The following is a 17,246-nucleotide window of genomic DNA, read 5'->3' on the forward strand; positions in this document are numbered from 1 at the left end:
CCCTGAGGCTGTCACAGGTTATCGGAGCGCCAGCTGAAGTTGCCGTAGGCCGATCACGTTTTTGTCTCGTCCTTGCGCACGAGATGCTGATGCAATTCTGTGGTCAGGTTCTCGATGCGCTCGCTGAGGGCTTTGGTCATTTGCGTAAGGCGAGTGTTTTGCTCAAGCAGCTCCAACAGTTGTGCGGTGTTTTTCGCCGCTTCCGCCTGTCGTTCACTGTTGGCGATCGCCAGTGCTTCGCGGTGCTGCGCATCGGCATCGGATTGGGCTTTGTCCCGTGCGGCCTGGCGGGTCTGGGCCAACAGAATCAAAGGGGCGGCATAGGCCGCTTGCAGGCTGAAAGCCAGGTTGAGCAGGATGAACGGGTAGGCGTCGAAGTGGGTGAAACCAAATAGATTCAGACACATCCAGATCACCACGATCAGGGTTTGCGCACCCAGAAAAGTCGGTGTGCCGAAGAACCGCGCAAAGGCTTCGGCACGCAGGGCAAACTTGTCATTGCCAAAGGTTGGCGCCAGATGGGCATGTGCGCGATGGAACCGCAGGTGATCGACGGGGGTGGGGGCTTCGTTGCTCGAGGAGGTCATGATGCTCTCTGCAGGGCGCTAGGACTGAGATTCACTATAGCCTCAGCGCGAGTTTCATTCTGAAACACATTCCCCCGTAAAAAACGGCGCGATCAATCGTTCGGAGACCCGTCGAATTGTCATTTATTGCAACTCGTAGCAGGCCAGGAACATGTCCAGCGCCGATTCCACCACAGTGCTCCGCATCTCGGCCGACAAGCCCGGCAACCCCATTGAGATCTGCGGCCAAAAGGCAAAGGACTTGAGCATTCCATAGACTTGTTGCGCGGCAAACGCCGGGTCGACCGCTTTCAAGCGCCCATCGGCCTGGGCGGCGCGAATCCACAGGGTCAGGTTTTCTTCGCGCTCACCCATTCGGGTCACCATGCTTTGCGCGCGCTCGGGAGAATGAATAGTGGCGGCTATGGCCACCCGCGCCAGGTCGAGCAGATTTTCATCACTCAACATCTGCAGCTTCGCCGTCAGTACCTGGCGCATCTGTTCTCGCAAGGGCAGGTCGGGGCGGTAGAGCGCTTCCTGTTCCTCGGTTATTCGTACCCATAGTTGATTGAGGATTTCGGCGAATAACTCCTCCTTGCTGGGGAAGTGATTGTACACCGTGCGCTTGGACACCCCGGCGGTGGCGGCAATCTTGTCCATGCTGGTGATGTCGAAACCATTGGCACGGAATTCGACAATTGCCGCCTGAATGATGGCTTCGCGTTTACGGTCGGTGAGGCGCTGTGGAGCTGTCATAAATACGCTTCGGCAGGAAAAAAGGAAAATTACACTCAGCAGTTTACTTGTCGACGGCTTTGCTGCAACCTTAAAACTACACTGTGCAGTGTAATGTTTTGTTAATCCTGCCCGGTAAAAATAGCGTGTTCGGCTGATGCGTGCGTGCCTTGGCCATTTATCGTCCCAAAACGAAAAATCGTGAAACCAGCGGTTTTTCTGGAGTCATTTCCTCATGGCCAAATCAACTCCCCCGGCGAACGGCACCTCCATGCCTGAAGCTTCCCGACAGGCTCAAGGGCAGTTTCAAAACCATAGGCCGATACAGCATTTGAGCCTTGGCAAAACCCTGCGCATCCTCTGGAATGCGATGTTTCACAAACCACGCAACACCCGCCCGACGGCGCCTGTTCCAGTGCAACCGTTGACGCAAGCGGCATTGATGGCGGCGCCCAACCACAGCGTCTATCGCCTGGGCCATTCCACTGTACTGCTCAAGCTGCGGGACAGATTCTGGATTACCGACCCGGTGTTCGCCGAGCGTGCTTCCCCCGTGCAATGGGCCGGCCCCAAGCGTTTTCACCAGCCGCCGATCAGCCTCGACCAGTTGCCGCCGATTGAAGCGGTGATCCTGTCTCACGATCACTACGATCATCTGGACTATCACGCTGTGCGTAAGCTGGCCGACAAGGCCAAGTATTTCCTCACCCCGTTGGGCGTGGGCGACACCCTGGCCAAGTGGGGTATCGACGCCAGCAAAATTCGCCAACTGGACTGGTGGCAGGGCACTGAGGTCGAGGGCATCCATTTCGTTGCCACCCCCTCGCAGCACTTTTCCGGTCGCGGCCTGTTCGACGGCAACAGCACCCTCTGGGCCTCTTGGGTGATGATCGATGGCGATACGCGGATCTTCTTCAGTGGCGACAGTGGCTACTTCGACGGCTTCAAACGTATCGGCGAACAATACGGCCCTTTCGACCTGACCCTCATGGAAACCGGCGCCTACAACGTCGACTGGCCCCATGTGCACATGCAGCCTGAGCAAACCCTGCAAGCCCATCTCGACCTCAAGGGTCGCTGGCTGCTACCGATTCACAACGGCACCTTCGATTTGTCGATGCATGCCTGGTACGAACCCTTCGACCGCATCCTGGCCCTGGCGTGGGAGCGCAATGTCTCGATCACCACGCCGCGGATGGGCGAGGCATTCAATGTGCTGGCTGCCAAGCGCGGCATTGCGTGGTGGTATGAAGTCGAAGAGCAGCTCTACCAGAATCAACAAAGCCTCGGGTGATGCAGCTACAAAAAAGAGGCGAGCGTTCCTGGATGGATCGGGTCGTAGCACCAGTATTGAAGCTGCGACCTTACTCAACCATTGCAAAATCTTCCCGCCCCACCGGATTCGGCGTAGACCCTTGCACATTCATCCCTCTACCCGGCGCAAACCCCGGGAAGAACACCAGCCCCTCCGATTCAAGCCGATACGCCAATGCCAGGCGAGTGACATCCAGCACCTCCTGCCGCGCCTCGAAGCGCTCAATGGCTTGCACCGAAACCCCGGCTTCGCGGGATAACGTTCCCACGCTCCAGCCCAACATGGCTCGGGCCTGGGCGCAGTGGGCCGGGGTGAACTGGAAGAGGGCGATACGTTCCAGGGTGATTTTCATCGCTTGAGAGGCCATGGGGTTCTCCGGGCTCGAGAGTATTGATTTCAAATGTACTGTGTTTTTGTACAGTTGTTTTCGATCCGGATCAAACGCATTTTTCGATTTTAACTATTTCCTGCCCATGGCCAGACGGAAGTTTGCGGGCTCACCACTGCGCGCGATGTGCTCCCAGTTCAGATGCCGCGAGCGTCCACTGCACCGGCGTCCCGGTGATTTTCAGCGGCACGTGCAAGCGATGCGCCGGGCCCCATGGCGTTTGCTCGACCAGCATGCCCTGATCGTGCTCATCCTCGGCCCGTAGTGGCGTGTTGTTGCCGGGACCGTTATCGATCAACAGTTTTGCCGTACGCGCCAATGACAATCGCGCCGAACCACCCTGTCCGCTGTTCAAGCGTGCTGCCAATAACCTGATCGCACTGGCCGCCATCAAATAACCGGTGGCATGATCGAGCGCCTGCAGCGGCAAGGGTGTCGGTTTTTCCGCCTGCGTGAGGCGCATACCCGCGTCAGCGATGCCGCAGCTCATCTGCACCAGGCTGTCGAAGCCGCGGCGGTTCTGCCACGGGCCACTCCAGCCGTAGGCGTTGAGGCAAACGTCGATCAGGCCAGGGAACCGTTGCTGGCGTTCGGCGGCACCGAAGCCCAGACGCTCCAGGGCATCGGCGCGGTAACCGTGGAGCAGGACGTCGGCGTCCTTGAGCAGGCCTTCGAATACCAATCGATCGGATTTATCGTGCAGATCCAGGCGTGCGCAACGCTTGCCCAGTGTCATTTCCGGCACTACGCCCGGCTCGTTCCAGGAGGGTGGGTCGATGCGCAGCACATCAGCGCCCAGGCCCGCGAGAAAACGGCTGGCGACGGGGCCAGCAAGCACGCGGGTCAAGTCCAGCACCTTGATGGCGGCCAGTGGTCGCGCTACCGAACCTTGCCAGGGTGTGCCGGGTCGGTTGTGGCCGGCGATGAATTGAATCAGCGGTTCAGCGTTGACCGCGAGCCCTTGCGCATGGACCTGCCACTGGTCCCAACTGCGCATTTCGGCGGCACAGCCACCGGCTTCGACCACGGCCTGTTCCAGATCACTCTTGGCCCATTGCGCCACTTTGCTGGCCATCGCCTTGCGGTCGACGCAGGCGCCCAACACCGATTCGGCGGCGGCGCGGTGATGGGGCGCATTGGTGTGCAGGCGGATCCAGCCATCTTTGGTGGCGTAGTCACCGGCGATCGGGTCCCACAGCGGTGGTACGTTCCAGCCTAGCGGGCGGATCGAACTGGAGAACCAGAATGACGCCAGGCGCCGGTCGACTTCCAGGCCGGGCAAGCGACCGGTTTGCTGGTGCAACAATTCGCTGACAGCCTGGCCGGCGGCCGCGATGCTGGCGCAAGCCAGGTCGGTGACGGCAAACACCGAGGGCAGGGCGCCGCTGGAAGTGAACGCAACAGGGGTGTGCGGCATGCCGAGTTCGGCTTGAATGGACGTGAGCAGATCAGTCATCGACGGGCCCTCCGGAACGAGAGCCCGAGCATAAATCAAAAAACCTTTACACCCTGAACTGATCCATCAGTTTCATCTGCTGGGTGGTCAGGGCATTGAGCTGGCTGCTGATCTGCGCCGATTCGGTGGCTTGTCCGGTCAGCGTTTCGGTGACGGTACGAATCGCCGAAACGTTGCGGTTGACCTCTTCAGCCACGGCGCTTTGCTGTTCGGCGGCGCTGGCGATCTGCAGGTTCATGTCGCTGATCACCGTGACCGCGTCGCTGATTTTACCCAGGGCCTGGACCGCTTGCTGGATCTGCCCGGCGTTGCTGTGGGCCTGGGTCTGGCTTGAGTGCATGGTGGCGACCACGCCGCGGGTGCCGCTCTGGATGCGTTCGATCACCAGGCGAATTTCTTCCACCGAGTCCTGGGTGCGCTTGGCCAGGTTGCGCACTTCGTCGGCGACCACTGCAAAACCGCGCCCGCTCTCGCCGGCACGGGCGGCTTCGATCGCTGCGTTGAGCGCCAGCAGGTTGGTCTGTTCGGCGATGCTGCGGATGACTTCCAATACCGAACCGATCTGCTCGCTGTTGACCGCCAATGCCTCGACTTCAGTCACGGCCTTGCTGACCTCGTCGGCCAGTTGATTGATGTCACGGGTGCTGCGCTCGATGATCTGCATGCCATCGCGGGCCGACTGATCGGCACCCTTGGCCGCGTTGGCGGCGTTCGATGCGCTGTTGGCGACGTCGTGGGCGGTGGCGCTCATTTCATTGGACGCGGTGGCGACCTGGTCGATTTCGCGAAATTGCACCTGCATGCCTTCGCTGGTCTGGCGGGCGATTTCCGAAGACTGGTCGGCGGTGCCGCGGGCATCGGTGATGCTCTGCTTGATCTGCGCGATGGTCGGCTGCAGCTTGTCGAGGAAACGATTGAACCAGTTGACCAGTTCGCCCAGCTCATCCCGCTTGCCGTAGTTCAGCCGCTGGGTCAGGTCGCCGTCGCCACTGGCTATCGCCTTGAGCATTTGCGCCACGCTGTTGATCGGTCGGGTCACGCCCGAGGCGGTCAGCCACATCAGCAGCAGGCCAATCAGGCCGGCAATGATCGCCACGCCCACGGCTTTGATCGTGCCGCTCTGCTGGGCGTCATCGAGTACCGCTTGCAGTTTTACCGAATCGGCCAGCAGCACTTGCCTGGGCAGGTCGATCACCACGGCCCACGCCTTGGCGTCGGCAATCGGACTGACCGGGTACACCGCCCGAATCAGGTCGCCTTGTTGGAGAATCTTCGGCGCACCGCTGGCAAGCAATTGCAAGATGTCCTTGCCGTCCGCACCGAGGGTGTCACCGATGCTCTTGCCTACCTTCGTCGGATCGACGCTGTACGCCGCCACCACACCGGTGCCGGAAACGATCAGCATGTGGCCGGCGTTGTTGAACAACTCACGCTGGGAGTCGACCGCCGCTGCTTGCAGCGCATCGAGGGCGATGTCGATACCGACTACGCCGATGGACTTGCCATCCACCAGCAGCGGCACGGAAATGGTGGTCATCAACACTTCCTTGCCGCCAACGGTATCGGCATAAGGGTCGAGCAGGCAGGTGCGCTTGCTGTCCCGAGGGCAGGTGTACCAGACGTTGTAGGGCGTGCCGCTGAGGTTCAGGGTGGTCTTGGTCATGTCCTCCTCGACCATGATCGTGTTCAGCGCTTCTCCCCCGGCACGGCTCCAGTAAGTGGCGAAGCGTCCGGCTTCGTTGGATTGGCGGGCCGCGTCATTGACGAACTCACTGTCCTTGCCGTCCAGGCCATTGGGTTCGAATGCCAGCCAGATGCCCAGCACTTTGCCGTTGCGCTCGAAGGCGGTTTTCAGGCTCTGGTTCAACTCCTCACGCAGGGCGCCGGGTTCAAGCGACCGCTTGGCGGCCATGTTGCGCATGTCCTTGATCTGGTCCGCCAGGGCGGTCACCACGGTCTGGGTTTCAGCAAACGTCTTCTGCACCCGCACCCCTTGCTCGGCGGCCTTGGCCTGCAGCAGGTTCTGCACGCTCTCGGTGAGCATCCTGCTACTGGAAGCGCTGACCAGTTCATCGTTCTGATTGGTCTGGTAGAGGTTCATGCCCACTATCGAGGCGACCACGCCAAGCAGGCACAGACCGGACAGCAGGACGATTTTCAGGCGGATGGACAGTGAGTCGAACATAGGGCGAGCTCGCGAATGGATGAGGGGGCGGCTGTGAGCCATTGCGGCTCGACACGCCAAATCCATTTAGCGCCATTCAATGCACATCGGCCTGGGGCACAGATTGCATGAGCGGGCTGCCGACGAACGGTCATGATTAAACGTTTGCGCGGAAAAATGTGCCGCAAAGTGGATAAAAAAACGGAGAAAGTCGCGGCGACCTCTAAGGTTCTCGCGCCAGTGACTCCGGTCGCGACCAGATCCACAAATTGCCCAGGCCCATCCCGGCAATCGCCAGGTAGATCGGCCAGCCGTGATCGAGCATGACCAGCATCAACGTGGCGCACAGCAGCATGCTGACGGTGGCGCTGACCTTGGCCCGGCGCGCGATGATCTTGCCGTTGCGCCAGTTACCGAGAATAGGGCCGAACAGCCGATGATTTTCCAGCCAGGCGCTCAAGCGCGGCGAGCTGCGGGTGGCAGCCCAGGCGGCCAACAGGATGAATTCGGTGGTCGGCAGGCCGGGTATGACGATGGCGACCAGGCCGATGGCGAGGCTGACATAGGCCAGCAGGCCGAAGAGGAGGCGGGCGAGTTTGGAGGAGGCAGGCATGGGCTCTGGTGGCATGAGGCGGGTCGGGATCTTACAGACTTGCTCGGTCCATTGTGGGAGCGAGCCTGCTCGCGAATGCGGTGTGTCATTCGACATAAACGTCGCATGTGCTGACCTCTTCGCGAGCAGGCTCGCTCCCACAGGGGAGGGTGTTTCTTCAGGCAAGTTCTGGAATGTAAGCCTGTTCCAGCAACACCGTGAAGCGGTTGAAGGCATCGATGGCGCCTTTGTCCAGCTCGGATTCTTCCTGGGCGCTGAGTTCGAGTCCGTCCAGGGTCTTGACGAAGTTTTTCCAGCCTTGCGCACGACCACCGGCCGGTTCGCCGAGGTGACGGGCACCGAAGGTCTCGCTCAGGCCAAGGCCCACAGCGCGCTTGATCAGGAACGCGGCGCCCAGCTTCGAGCCTTCAGAGACAAAGAGCCAGCCCAGCGCCTGCGCTGTGCTCGGGTTGTGCACGGCACCTGCGACTGGCGCCGGTACTTCGGTTTCCAGGTCTGCCAGGTCCGCCTTGGCGGCCTCGGCACGGCAGCGTTCAGGCAGGTCGGGGACGATGGCGGTCAGTTCGGCATCGTTGTACAGCGCCACCAGCTCCGACTGAAACAGGTACTGCGCCACTACGAAGCGGGCGAAATTAGCCTGGGTTTCGAACGGTGCGTGGGTTTTGACCAGGGCGTCGAGTTTGCCGTGGGGTTCATGGGTGATCTGGTTCAGGCGTTGCGAGCGCAAGGCCGGGCGTTGAGTCGAGTCCTGAGTCATGGGAAATCCTTGAGAAAGAGAAGTGCCTGGTAACGAGACGAATGAGCAGGGGCATGACAGTAAAAATCCTCGCCAGGCGGCTTTATCAAGTCGCATGGCGAGGCAGTCGGGGTCAGATATCCCACACCAGATTGATCGCGAAATTGCGTCCAGGCTGGGTCAGGCGATCGAGGTTGGCGGGCTGTGTCACCGAGGCTTCGCCGACGCTGTCGTAGCCGCGTACGTCATCCCACTGCCAGTACTTTTTGTCGGTCAGGTTGTACAGGCCGGCATTCACGGTCAGGTCGTCGGTCACCTTGTAGAAACCCGCCAGGTCGAGCACGCCGTAACCCGGTGTCTTGAACTGCGTGCTGGTGCCGTCCGGGGTGTTGAAGCTGGTGCTGTCGACCCGCGTCTTGCGTTTGACCAGGGTCCAGCTCAGCAATGTGCCGTACTTGTCCTGGTCATAGCCCAGACCGAATACGCCGGTCAGCGGGTTGATGCTGTTAAGCGGTTCGCCGCTGTCATCGTTGCGACCATACAGGTAGGCCACCGAGCCCTGTGTGTAGAGGCCGCTTGGCGCGCCGAAGGCATCCAGGTTCAAGCGCCCCTTGAGCTCCATGCCCTTGATGGTGGCGTGCTTGATGTTGTTGCTCTGGAACGTGGTCTCGGTGTAGCCGGGAGTAATGGCGTTCTCGTCAATGAAGTCGCGATATTTGTTGTAGAACACCGCGACATCGAAAGTACCGGCCTCGAACTGCCCGCGCAGGCCGGTTTCATAACTCTTGCTCTTTTCTGGTTCGAGGTCGGGATTGGGCGCGACCTGATAGCCGCCAGCCAGGTTTTCGAAGCGACCATAGAGAGCCTTGGCGGTCGGCGTGCGGAAGCCTTCAGCGTATTGGCCGTACCAGGTGTAGTTGTCATCGAAGCGGTAAGTCGTGCCGAATTTCGGTGACAGGCGATGCCAGGTTTTTTCGTCGTCGTTCACCTCACCGTTGCCGCTCTGGTCGGCAGTGGCCAGGAACTCTTTGGTCAGGTGCGGCTTGAGCTGGGTGTAGTCGTAGCGCAGGCCGGGCACGAAGGTCCAGTTGTTCCAGGCGATCTGGTCCTGGGCGAACAGGCTGTAGGTGTTGATGGTCGGATCCGGAAAATCACTGGCCGGGGTCAACGTGTCGGCAGCGCTTGCAGCACCCATGACGCGACAAGCACCGGCCACGGTCAGGCAGGTGCCGCTACCGGTGCGCAGGCCGGTGACTTTGTCCTGCTTGATGGTGGTGCCATAAGTGATCACATGGTCGGTGTCGGCAATGCCAAACGCCTTGTCAGCCTGGGCGTCGAATACCCATTGGCGATCCTTGTAGGTGGTATCGCGGTTACGCAGCACCGTACGTGACGGTGCGTAGATTTCTTCGGTGCGCTGGTCGGTCTTGGCAATCTGGTAATTCAACGTCCACTTGATGTTGTCAGCCAGGAGGCTGTCCACGGCAAAACGGTGATCCAGGCCGAAGCGCTCGCGGGTGATGGTGTCGTTGCCGGTGCGCGATTTATAGAAGCCGAAGCCGCGTCCTGCGTTGAACGGGCCACCCACGGCGCTTAGCTGATTGGTGTCGCGATCGTCCTTGTAGTGCTCGTAAGTCAAGCCGAAGCGCGCATCGTCGGCGTAGTCCCAGCCGAGCTTGACCAGCACGTTGGTGGTGCGCACGTCCTCGGGGTTGGCTTCGGTGCGGTCCAGGCCGGTTCCGCCCGTTTCGCCATGGGACTGCGTTTCATGGCCGTTGCGCTGGCTCAGGTGCAGCAAGCCGTCGAACTCTGCGGTGCGACCGGCCACGGTGCCGGAGGTGAGCCAACTTTCATCGGCCGAGCTGTAGCCGGTCTTCAGGCGAGCACCGACGTCCTGGCCTGGCTTGATGATGTCGTCCGGGTCCAGTGTGTAGTAGCTGACCGCGCCACCAATGGCGCTGCTGCCGTACAGCACCGAAGCCGGGCCGCGCAGGATTTCCACGCGCTTGACGATTTCCGGGTCGACATAGTTGCGGTTGGTCTGGGCGTACGGACCATTGAAGAAACCATCGGGCACCTGGACCCCGTCGACCTGGGTCAGCACACGGTCACCGTCGATACCGCGGATGTTGTAGCCGGAAAGGCCCGCGCGGGTACCGGTGCCGCCTACCGATACACCCGGTTCGTAGCGCACCAGATCCTTGATGCTGTTGACGTTGTTGCGGTCGAGTTCCTCGCGGGTGTGGACGGTGACGGTGCTGGGCACGCTGCTCACGTCCTGTTCCTGGCGCGTGGCGCTGATGGTCACCTGTTCCAGGTTCAGGGTCCCGGCGCTGCTTCGGCGCTCCAGCACGATGTTGTTGTTGCCGAGTTTGCGATAGCTCAGGTTGGTCCCCACCAACAGGCGATCCAGGGCTTTTTCCGCTGGCAGCGATCCGCGCACGCCCGGTGAGTCCATCCCTTGCGCCAGTTCGGCTGAAAAGCCGAGCTGCCAGCCTGTCACGGCGGTGAACGAATTGAGTGCCGACACCAGCGACTGTGGCGCAATGGCGAATGCGTAATCGCCCATTTTGCGCGCCGACTGTTCAGGGGCCGTGGCGGCCATGACCGGCACAGCACCGGCCATCAGAATGGCGGCGGTCAGCAGCGACAGTACGCAAGAAGGTGAACTAACTGGGCGGGTAAGGCGAGAGGACATCGATAGCGCTCCGTGTCGCACGAATCTTTATAGGTGCTGATTGGCATGTAGAGATGCGAATCAATTGCATTGGCTATAACGAGACGTACGAGGTTCAGCTATCGAGTAAAAATAATTCTCATTTAGTTCAAGATGACCAGCGCCGGGTATTCCTTGAGCTGTGCCGAGGTGATGTGAGCCAGCGAGCGGACCACGTCCAGCGGCTGGTCGAGACGATAATTTCCGGTCACGGCAACATTCGCCAACTGCTCATTGTTGTTGATGATCCAGCCCGGATAGTAGCGACGCAGCTCTGCCAGCACCTGGCTCAGCGGGCAGTTTTCAAACACCAGGCGACCCTGGACCCAGGCCAGGTCGGTGGCCGCATCCAGTTTGGCCGGCTGGTCGAAACCATTGGGGCCGATGCGGATGCTTTCCCCGGCTGTCAGGCGCACCCTGGCGTCGTCGCCGGTGGCGCGCAAGTCGACATCCCCGCGCTGCACTCGAACCTGGGTTACGCCGTCGAGGTAACGCACGGCGAATGCCGTATCGCGAACACTCGCGGTAACCAGGCCCGCGTCAATTTCCAACGGCAGACCGCGATGCGGCTGCACGTCGAAAAACGCCTCGCCCTGATACAGACGGGCCACGCGCTTCTGGTCGTTGATGGTGCTGGAAAACGCCGAGTTGGTATTGAGCAGGACTTTCGAACCGTCCTCCAGTTGCAGGCGCTGGCGTTCACCGACCACGGTCAGGTGGTCGGCCTGCAGGCGCATCGGCAGATTGCTGAAGCTGAACAAACCGAGGATCAGCACGGCGGCGGTGGCCAAGGGTTTCCAGTGCGGGCGCAGACGCGACAGCACAGTGACTTTGACTGGGCGCGAGGCCAGTTTTTGCGCGCATTGCGTGACTTGCGCACCGTTCCATATCGCCTGCGCCCTGGCGAATGCCTCGGCGTGCGCAGGATCGGCCGCGAGCCATTGGTGGAACTGGCGGGACTGTTCTTCGCTCGGGCTGTCCAACACGATCAGCCAGTCCAGGGCCTGGTCCATCGCCTCGGCTGTGGCCTGCGCCGGTGAGGGCGAAGGGGCGCGGTGGGTGTCCGTCACGGGGTTTCCTCGGCGTGTCTGTGCAGCTGTTTTTTTAGTGGAGCGCAAAAGAGGGCCAAGGGTAGCCCTGATGAACAAGGTCGTCGAGCCACGGGTGGCTCAGTGGCCATTCGACCGGTCGGCGACGCCGATGCAGATGGTCATGATCAACTTCAGCTCCTTCTGCACGGTACTGAGTGAGACGCCGAGTTTCTCGGCGATCTCCAGATAGCTATGGCCGTGCAGGCGGCTGAGGATGAAAATTTGCTGCTGGCGGGAGCTGAGTTGACTGAGGCGCACGTTCAAACGTTCGAGCAATTGTTCGGCATGGGCGGCGTCCTCGGCACTGCTGGCGGGGGCGGCAATACTTTCCACCACGTCCGGTGGCACGTCATCGACCATGGTGCGCGAGTGGATGCGCCGCGCGCGCAAATGGTCCAGTGCCAGGTTGCGGGCAGTCTGGAAAACGAAGGGTTCCAGGTGATCGATGGCTCGCTCGCCGAGTGCACGGCTCACCCGCAGGTAAGTCTCCTGCAAGAGGTCTTCGGCGGTGCTGTGATTGTTGACCATCCGCTCCAGCGTGCGCAGCAGAGAGATTCGCTGGGAGATGAAGACGTCGTTGAAACGCGATTGACTCACGGGAGGACCTGATCCATTTCGAGTGAATGATAATGCTTATCATCCGCTCGAATGGTCAAGCCTTGATTTGTGAAGGACTACGCCCGACCCTGCAGATACATGGGGTAATCCGGAATCCGATGCCCGTGTGCCTGATCCATCAGCGGGCTGCTGAGCAGGTAGTCGGCGCTGCATTCATTGCACGCCACGGGAATGTTCCAGACCGCCGCGACCCGTAGCAATGCCTTGATGTCCGGGTCGTGTGGCTGAGGTTCGAACGGGTCCCAGAAGAACACCAGCATGTCGACCCGTTGCTCGGCGATTCGCGCGCCGAGCTGTTGGTCACCGCCCAGCGGGCCGCTGATCATGCTCTCCACCGGCAGGTCGAGGCGTTGTTGCAATAACAAACCGGTGGTGCCGGTGGCGACCAGTTCATGTTGCGCGAGCCGGTCTTTCTGCCGTTCCGCCCAGTCCAGCAAAAACACTTTGCAGTGGTCATGGGCGACCAGGGCGATACGCTTGCGCGCTGCCATGGTTTTTTGGGTAAAGCTGATGCCGATCATGGGTACAACTCCAAAGCTTTATGCGTCCTGTGTAGGAGCTGCCGCAGGCTGCGATCTTTTGATCTTGTTTCTAAAAAGCAACATCAAAAGATCGCAGCCTGCGGCAGCTCCTACAGGATTGCGTCAATGCGGAACGAGTCGTCGTAATTCATCGCTTATTCGGCGTTGCACAGCGCCAGGCAGTTATCGAGCATGCGGTTGGAGAAGCCCCATTCGTTGTCGTACCAGGCCAGCACCTTGAGCAGCTTGCCGCTGGACTTGGTGTGGTTGGCGTCGAAGATCGACGACAGCGGGTTATGGTTGAAGTCGCTGGAGACCAGCGGCAAGGTGTTGTAGCCGAGAATTTTCGAGTGCTGGCTGGCCTGCTTGAGCAGCGCATTGACCTCTTGTGCGCTGGCTTCTTTTTTCAGCTGCACGGTCAGGTCGACCAGGGATACGTTGATCACCGGCACGCGCACCGCCATGCCGGTCAGTTTGCCCGCCAGCTCCGGCAGCACCAGGCCGACCGCTTCAGCCGCACCGGTCTTGCTCGGGATCATGTTCTGGGTGGCCGAACGGGCGCGGTACGGGTCGGTGTGGTAGACGTCGGTCAGGTTCTGATCGTTGGTATAGGCATGGATGGTGGTCATCAGGCCACTTTCGATGCCCAGTTCGCGGTGCAGCACCTGGGCCACCGGGGCCAGGCAGTTGGTGGTGCACGAGGCGTTTGAAATTATCTGGTGCGACTGGCGCAGAATGTCGTGGTTGACGCCGTAGACCACAGTGGCGTCCGCACCCGTGGCCGGGGCCGAGATAATCACTTTGCGTGCACCGGCCGTAATATGCGCGGCGGCTTTGGCGCGGTCGGTGAACAGACCGGTACATTCGAACACAACATCAATCTTTTCCGCGGCCCAGGGCAAGTCGGCCGGATTGCGAATGGCGCTGACCGCGATACGGTCGCCGTTGACGGTCAGGCTTTCCTGATCATGCTGGACATCGGCGTCGAACGTGCCGTGAACCGTGTCGTACTTGAGCAAATGCGCATTGATTGCGCTGTCACCCAGGTCGTTGATGGCGACGATCTGCAAATCCTGGCGATAGCCTTGGGTATAGAGTGCTCGGAGGACGTTGCGACCAATACGGCCAAAACCATTGATTGCGATTCGTAGAGTCATTTGTCAGCGCCGCCGTCGTTTTGTTGTTGGAATTACAAGATTATTCGCAAAAAAATAGAAAACAAGCCTTTTTAATGGCAATATTTTGTTCAATCTACAACGAGTGACCTGAATCAACTGGTCCGAATGGTCAGAAAAGCCGTCTGTCATCCCATCGACACCGGTGTTTGATCAGCATAGACAATCAGGTCGCCACATCCGTTAGCCTGGAGTTCTACACATGCATCCCCGCGTACTTGAGGTCACCGAACGGCTTATCGCCCGCAGCCGCGCCACGCGTGAGGCTTACCTTGCACTGATCCGTGATGCCGCCAGCGACGGTCCGATGCGCGGTAAGCTGCAATGCGCCAACTTCGCCCACGGCGTGGCCGGTTGCGGCAGCGACGACAAGAACAGCCTGCGGATGATGAACTCCGCCAACATCGCGATTGTTTCGTCATATAACGACATGCTCTCGGCGCACCAGCCATACGAAGTCTTCCCGGAGCTGATCAAGAAAGCCCTGCGCGAAATCGGCTCCGTCGGCCAGTTCGCCGGTGGCACCCCGGCCATGTGCGATGGCGTCACCCAGGGCGAGCCGGGCATGGAACTGAGCCTGCCGAGCCGGGAAGTGATCGCGCTGTCCACCGCCGTGGCGTTGTCCCACAACATGTTCGATGGCGCGCTGATGCTCGGCATCTGCGACAAGATCGTCCCGGGCCTGATGATGGGCGCGCTGCGCTTCGGCCATCTGCCGATGATCTTCGTGCCGGGCGGACCGATGGTGTCGGGTATTTCCAACAAGCAGAAAGCCGACGTGCGCCAGCGCTACGCCGAAGGCAAGGCCAGCCGTGAAGAGCTGCTGGAGTCGGAAATGAACTCCTACCACAGCCCTGGCACCTGCACCTTCTACGGCACCGCCAACACCAACCAGTTGCTGATGGAAGTCATGGGCCTGCATTTGCCGGGTGCTTCCTTCGTCAACCCGAACACGCCATTGCGCGACGCCCTGACCCGCGAAGCGGCGCACCAGGTGACGCGCATTACCAAACAGAACGGCGACTACCTGCCGATCGGCGAAATCGTCGACGAGCGTTCGCTGGTCAACTCCATCGTTGCCCTGCACGCCACCGGCGGCTCGACCAACCACACCCTGCACATGCCGGCGATTGCCATGGCGGCGGGTATCCAGCTGACCTGGCAAGACATGGCCGACCTCTCCGAAGTCGTGCCAACCCTGAGCCACGTCTACCCGAACGGCAAGGCCGACATCAACCACTTCCAGGCCGCGGGCGGCATGTCGTTCCTGATACGCGAATTGCTGGACGCCGGGTTGCTCCACGAAAACGTCAACACCGTGCTGGGCCACGGGTTGCGCCGCTACACCATGGAACCGTTCCTCGATAACGGCGAACTGGTCTGGCGCGAAGGCATCACCGAAAGCCTCGACGAAAGCATCCTGCGTCCGGTTGCCCGGGCGTTCTCGCCGGAAGGCGGCCTGCGTGTGATGGAAGGCAACCTCGGTCGCGGCGTGATGAAGGTGTCGGCCGTGGCATTGGAAAACCAGATCGTCGAAGCGCCGGCCATGGTGTTCCAGGATCAGCAGGACCTGGCCGATGCGTTCAAGGCCGGTTTGCTGGAGAAGGATTTCGTCGCGGTGATGCGTTTCCAGGGGCCGCGTTCCAACGGTATGCCGGAACTGCACAAAATGACGCCGTTCCTCGGTGTGCTGCAGGATCGCGGCTTCAAGGTTGCCCTGGTCACCGACGGGCGCATGTCCGGCGCGTCGGGGAAAATCCCGGCGGCCATCCACGTCAGCCCCGAGGCTTACGTGGGAGGGCCTTTGGCGCGGGTGCAGGAGGGCGATATCATCCGCGTCGATGGCGTCAAAGGCACCCTGGAGCTTAAGGTGGACGCCGAAGAATTCGCAGCGCGCACGCCGGCCAAGGGTTTGTTGGGCAACAACATCGGCACCGGTCGCGAACTGTTTGGTTTCATGCGCATGGCCTTCAGCTCGGCAGAGCAGGGGGCCAGCGCCTTCACTTCTGCCCTGGAGACGCTTAATTGAAACTGGCTTTGGTCGGTGACATCGGTGGCACCAACGCACGGTTCGCGTTGTGGAAAAACCAGCAGCTGGAATCGGTCCAGGTGCTGGCGACGGCCGACCATGCCAGCCCGGAAGAGGCGATCAGCCTCTATCTGGACGGGCTTGGCCTGGCGCCGGGTGCGATCGGTTCGGTGTGCCTGTCGGTGGCAGGCCCCGTGAGCGGCGACGAATTCAAGTTCACCAACAATCACTGGCGCCTGAGCCGCAAGGGTTTTTGCCAGGCCTTGCAGGTGGATCAACTGCTGTTGGTCAACGATTTTTCGGCCATGGCCCTGGGCATGACGCGTTTGCAGCCGGGCGAATTCCGCGTGGTCTGCGAAGGCACGCCGGAGCCGTTGCGCCCGGCGGTGGTGATTGGCCCGGGCACGGGCCTGGGTGTCGGCACCCTGCTAGATCTCGGGGAAGGGCGTTTTGCCCCGCTGCCGGGGGAGGGCGGTCACGTCGATCTGCCGCTGAGCAGTCCGCGCGAGACTCAACTGTGGCAGCAGATTTTCAACGAGATCGGACATGTCAGCGCCGAAACGGCATTGAGCGGCGGCGGCTTGCCCCGAGTCTATCGGGCGATCTGTGCGGTGGACGGCCACGAGCCGGTGCTCGACACGCCAGAAGCGATTACGGCTGCCGGTCTGGCGGGTGACCCGATTGCAATGGAAGTACTCGAGCAATTCTGCTGCTGGCTCGGTCGCGTGGCGGGCAACAACGTGCTGACCACCGGTGCGCGCGGTGGTGTGTACATCGTTGGCGGGGTGATTCCACGCTTCGCCGATTTCTTCCTCGAAAGTGGTTTCGCCCGGTGCTTTGCCGACAAGGGATGCATGAGCGATTACTTCAAAGGGATACCGGTGTGGCTGGTGACCGCGCCGTATTCTGGGCTGGTTGGCGCGGGTGTGGCGCTGGAGCAATCAATCCCGACCTGAAATGCGATCCAGTGTGGGAGCGGGCTTGCTCGCGAATGCGTTTTCATATTCAACTCATTCGTTGACTGACACATCGCATTCGCGAGCAAGCCCGCTCCCACAGTTGTTTCTGTGGTGTTTGTAAAATCGGTGCTTAAGGCATAATCCGCCCAATTCAAACAACAAGG

At 60.6% G+C, this 17,246-nt stretch carries 15 protein-coding genes and 1 pseudogene; 3 read left to right on the forward strand and 13 right to left on the reverse strand.

What is annotated here, in order from left to right:
• Positions 1-53: 53 nt before the first annotated feature.
• Positions 54-587, reverse strand: coding sequence for a DUF1003 domain-containing protein (locus tag CGA21_RS17385; RefSeq protein ID WP_188264683.1), 534 nt, complete (start codon positions 585-587; stop codon positions 54-56).
• A 123-nt stretch (positions 588-710) separates the two neighbouring features.
• Positions 711-1,322 carry a TetR/AcrR family transcriptional regulator gene (locus CGA21_RS17390; RefSeq protein ID WP_188264684.1) on the reverse strand — a complete coding sequence of 204 codons (612 nt, stop codon included), beginning with the start codon at positions 1,320-1,322 and terminating at the stop codon, positions 711-713.
• Between the two features lie 214 nt (positions 1,323-1,536).
• Here CGA21_RS17390 and CGA21_RS17395 point away from each other — a divergent pair, with 214 nt between their 5' ends.
• Complete coding sequence (locus tag CGA21_RS17395) at positions 1,537-2,595, forward strand: MBL fold metallo-hydrolase (protein ID WP_188264685.1); 1,059 nt, start codon at positions 1,537-1,539, stop codon at positions 2,593-2,595.
• Between the two features lie 70 nt (positions 2,596-2,665).
• Here CGA21_RS17395 and CGA21_RS17400 read toward each other — a convergent pair whose 3' ends face one another.
• From CGA21_RS17400 to gap, 11 genes and pseudogenes are all read right to left on the reverse strand, one after another.
• Positions 2,666-2,983: an XRE family transcriptional regulator gene (locus CGA21_RS17400; protein ID WP_188264686.1), complete on the reverse strand. Its 318-nt coding sequence runs from the start codon at positions 2,981-2,983 to the stop codon at positions 2,666-2,668.
• A 130-nt stretch (positions 2,984-3,113) separates the two neighbouring features.
• Positions 3,114-4,460: a CoA transferase gene (locus tag CGA21_RS17405; RefSeq protein WP_110748824.1), complete on the reverse strand. Its 1,347-nt coding sequence runs from the start codon at positions 4,458-4,460 to the stop codon at positions 3,114-3,116.
• A gap of 46 nt (positions 4,461-4,506) precedes the next feature.
• Entirely contained in the window at positions 4,507-5,262 is a 756-nt protein-coding gene (locus CGA21_RS30435; protein WP_371259762.1) for a methyl-accepting chemotaxis protein, read from the reverse strand.
• Between the two features lie 150 nt (positions 5,263-5,412).
• Positions 5,413-6,711: pseudogene (locus tag CGA21_RS30440) on the reverse strand (chemotaxis protein); the annotation flags it as partial.
• Between the two features lie 136 nt (positions 6,712-6,847).
• On the reverse strand, positions 6,848-7,237 hold the full coding sequence (locus CGA21_RS17415) for a YbaN family protein (protein ID WP_110748828.1): 390 nt from the start codon (positions 7,235-7,237) through the stop codon (positions 6,848-6,850).
• A gap of 157 nt (positions 7,238-7,394) precedes the next feature.
• Positions 7,395-7,994 carry a biliverdin-producing heme oxygenase gene (locus tag CGA21_RS17420; protein ID WP_188264688.1) on the reverse strand — a complete coding sequence of 200 codons (600 nt, stop codon included), beginning with the start codon at positions 7,992-7,994 and terminating at the stop codon, positions 7,395-7,397.
• 112 nt (positions 7,995-8,106) lie between these two features.
• Positions 8,107-10,671 carry a TonB-dependent receptor gene (locus CGA21_RS17425; RefSeq protein WP_188264689.1) on the reverse strand — a complete coding sequence of 855 codons (2,565 nt, stop codon included), beginning with the start codon at positions 10,669-10,671 and terminating at the stop codon, positions 8,107-8,109.
• A 122-nt stretch (positions 10,672-10,793) separates the two neighbouring features.
• Positions 10,794-11,759, reverse strand: a complete 966-nt coding sequence (locus CGA21_RS17430) for a FecR family protein (RefSeq protein WP_188264690.1) — start codon at positions 11,757-11,759, stop codon at positions 10,794-10,796.
• A 99-nt stretch (positions 11,760-11,858) separates the two neighbouring features.
• Positions 11,859-12,377 (reverse strand): RNA polymerase sigma factor, encoded by a 519-nt coding sequence (locus CGA21_RS17435; RefSeq protein WP_110748835.1) that lies wholly within the window; start codon positions 12,375-12,377, stop codon positions 11,859-11,861.
• 77 nt (positions 12,378-12,454) lie between these two features.
• The gene (locus CGA21_RS17440; RefSeq protein ID WP_110748836.1) at positions 12,455-12,919 is read right to left on the reverse strand and encodes a methylglyoxal synthase; all 465 of its coding nucleotides are present in this window, start codon (positions 12,917-12,919) and stop codon (positions 12,455-12,457) included.
• Positions 12,920-13,074: 155 nt separating this feature from the next.
• A complete protein-coding gene (gene gap / locus CGA21_RS17445; RefSeq protein ID WP_020797045.1) occupies positions 13,075-14,076 on the reverse strand; it encodes a type I glyceraldehyde-3-phosphate dehydrogenase in 1,002 nt (333 codons plus the stop codon).
• A gap of 220 nt (positions 14,077-14,296) precedes the next feature.
• Here gap and edd point away from each other — a divergent pair, with 220 nt between their 5' ends.
• Together edd and CGA21_RS17455 are read left to right on the forward strand one after the other, a co-directional pair.
• Positions 14,297-16,123 (forward strand): phosphogluconate dehydratase, encoded by a 1,827-nt coding sequence (edd, locus tag CGA21_RS17450; RefSeq protein ID WP_020797044.1) that lies wholly within the window; start codon positions 14,297-14,299, stop codon positions 16,121-16,123.
• Entirely contained in the window at positions 16,120-17,079 is a 960-nt protein-coding gene (locus tag CGA21_RS17455) for a glucokinase (protein ID WP_110748838.1), read from the forward strand. Before edd ends, CGA21_RS17455 begins: the two co-directional genes overlap by 4 nt.
• Positions 17,080-17,246: the final 167 nt, after the last annotated feature.

Source organism: Pseudomonas sp. PSB11 (assembly GCF_014596605.1).
Classification (GTDB): domain Bacteria; phylum Pseudomonadota; class Gammaproteobacteria; order Pseudomonadales; family Pseudomonadaceae; genus Aquipseudomonas; species Aquipseudomonas umsongensis.

Bases quoted from the DNA above. Each gene is read 5' to 3' on its own strand.
- CGA21_RS17425 (WP_188264689.1), bottom strand. From the start codon at position 10,671: ATGTCCTCTCGCCTTACCCGCCCAGTTAGTTCACCTTCTTGCGTACTG.
- CGA21_RS30435 (WP_371259762.1), bottom strand. From the start codon at position 5,262: ATGCAGGTGCAATTTCGCGAAATCGACCAGGTCGCCACCGCGTCCAAT.
- CGA21_RS17400 (WP_188264686.1), bottom strand. From the start codon at position 2,983: ATGGCCTCTCAAGCGATGAAAATCACCCTGGAACGTATCGCCCTCTTC.
- CGA21_RS17420 (WP_188264688.1), bottom strand. From the start codon at position 7,994: ATGACTCAGGACTCGACTCAACGCCCGGCCTTGCGCTCGCAACGCCTG.
- gap (WP_020797045.1), bottom strand. From the start codon at position 14,076: ATGACTCTACGAATCGCAATCAATGGTTTTGGCCGTATTGGTCGCAAC.
- CGA21_RS17405 (WP_110748824.1), bottom strand. From the start codon at position 4,460: ATGACTGATCTGCTCACGTCCATTCAAGCCGAACTCGGCATGCCGCAC.
- CGA21_RS17390 (WP_188264684.1), bottom strand. From the start codon at position 1,322: ATGACAGCTCCACAGCGCCTCACCGACCGTAAACGCGAAGCCATCATT.
- CGA21_RS17440 (WP_110748836.1), bottom strand. From the start codon at position 12,919: ATGATCGGCATCAGCTTTACCCAAAAAACCATGGCAGCGCGCAAGCGT.
- CGA21_RS17385 (WP_188264683.1), bottom strand. From the start codon at position 587: ATGACCTCCTCGAGCAACGAAGCCCCCACCCCCGTCGATCACCTGCGG.
- CGA21_RS17415 (WP_110748828.1), bottom strand. From the start codon at position 7,237: ATGCCTGCCTCCTCCAAACTCGCCCGCCTCCTCTTCGGCCTGCTGGCC.
- CGA21_RS17395 (WP_188264685.1), top strand. From the start codon at position 1,537: ATGGCCAAATCAACTCCCCCGGCGAACGGCACCTCCATGCCTGAAGCT.
- edd (WP_020797044.1), top strand. From the start codon at position 14,297: ATGCATCCCCGCGTACTTGAGGTCACCGAACGGCTTATCGCCCGCAGC.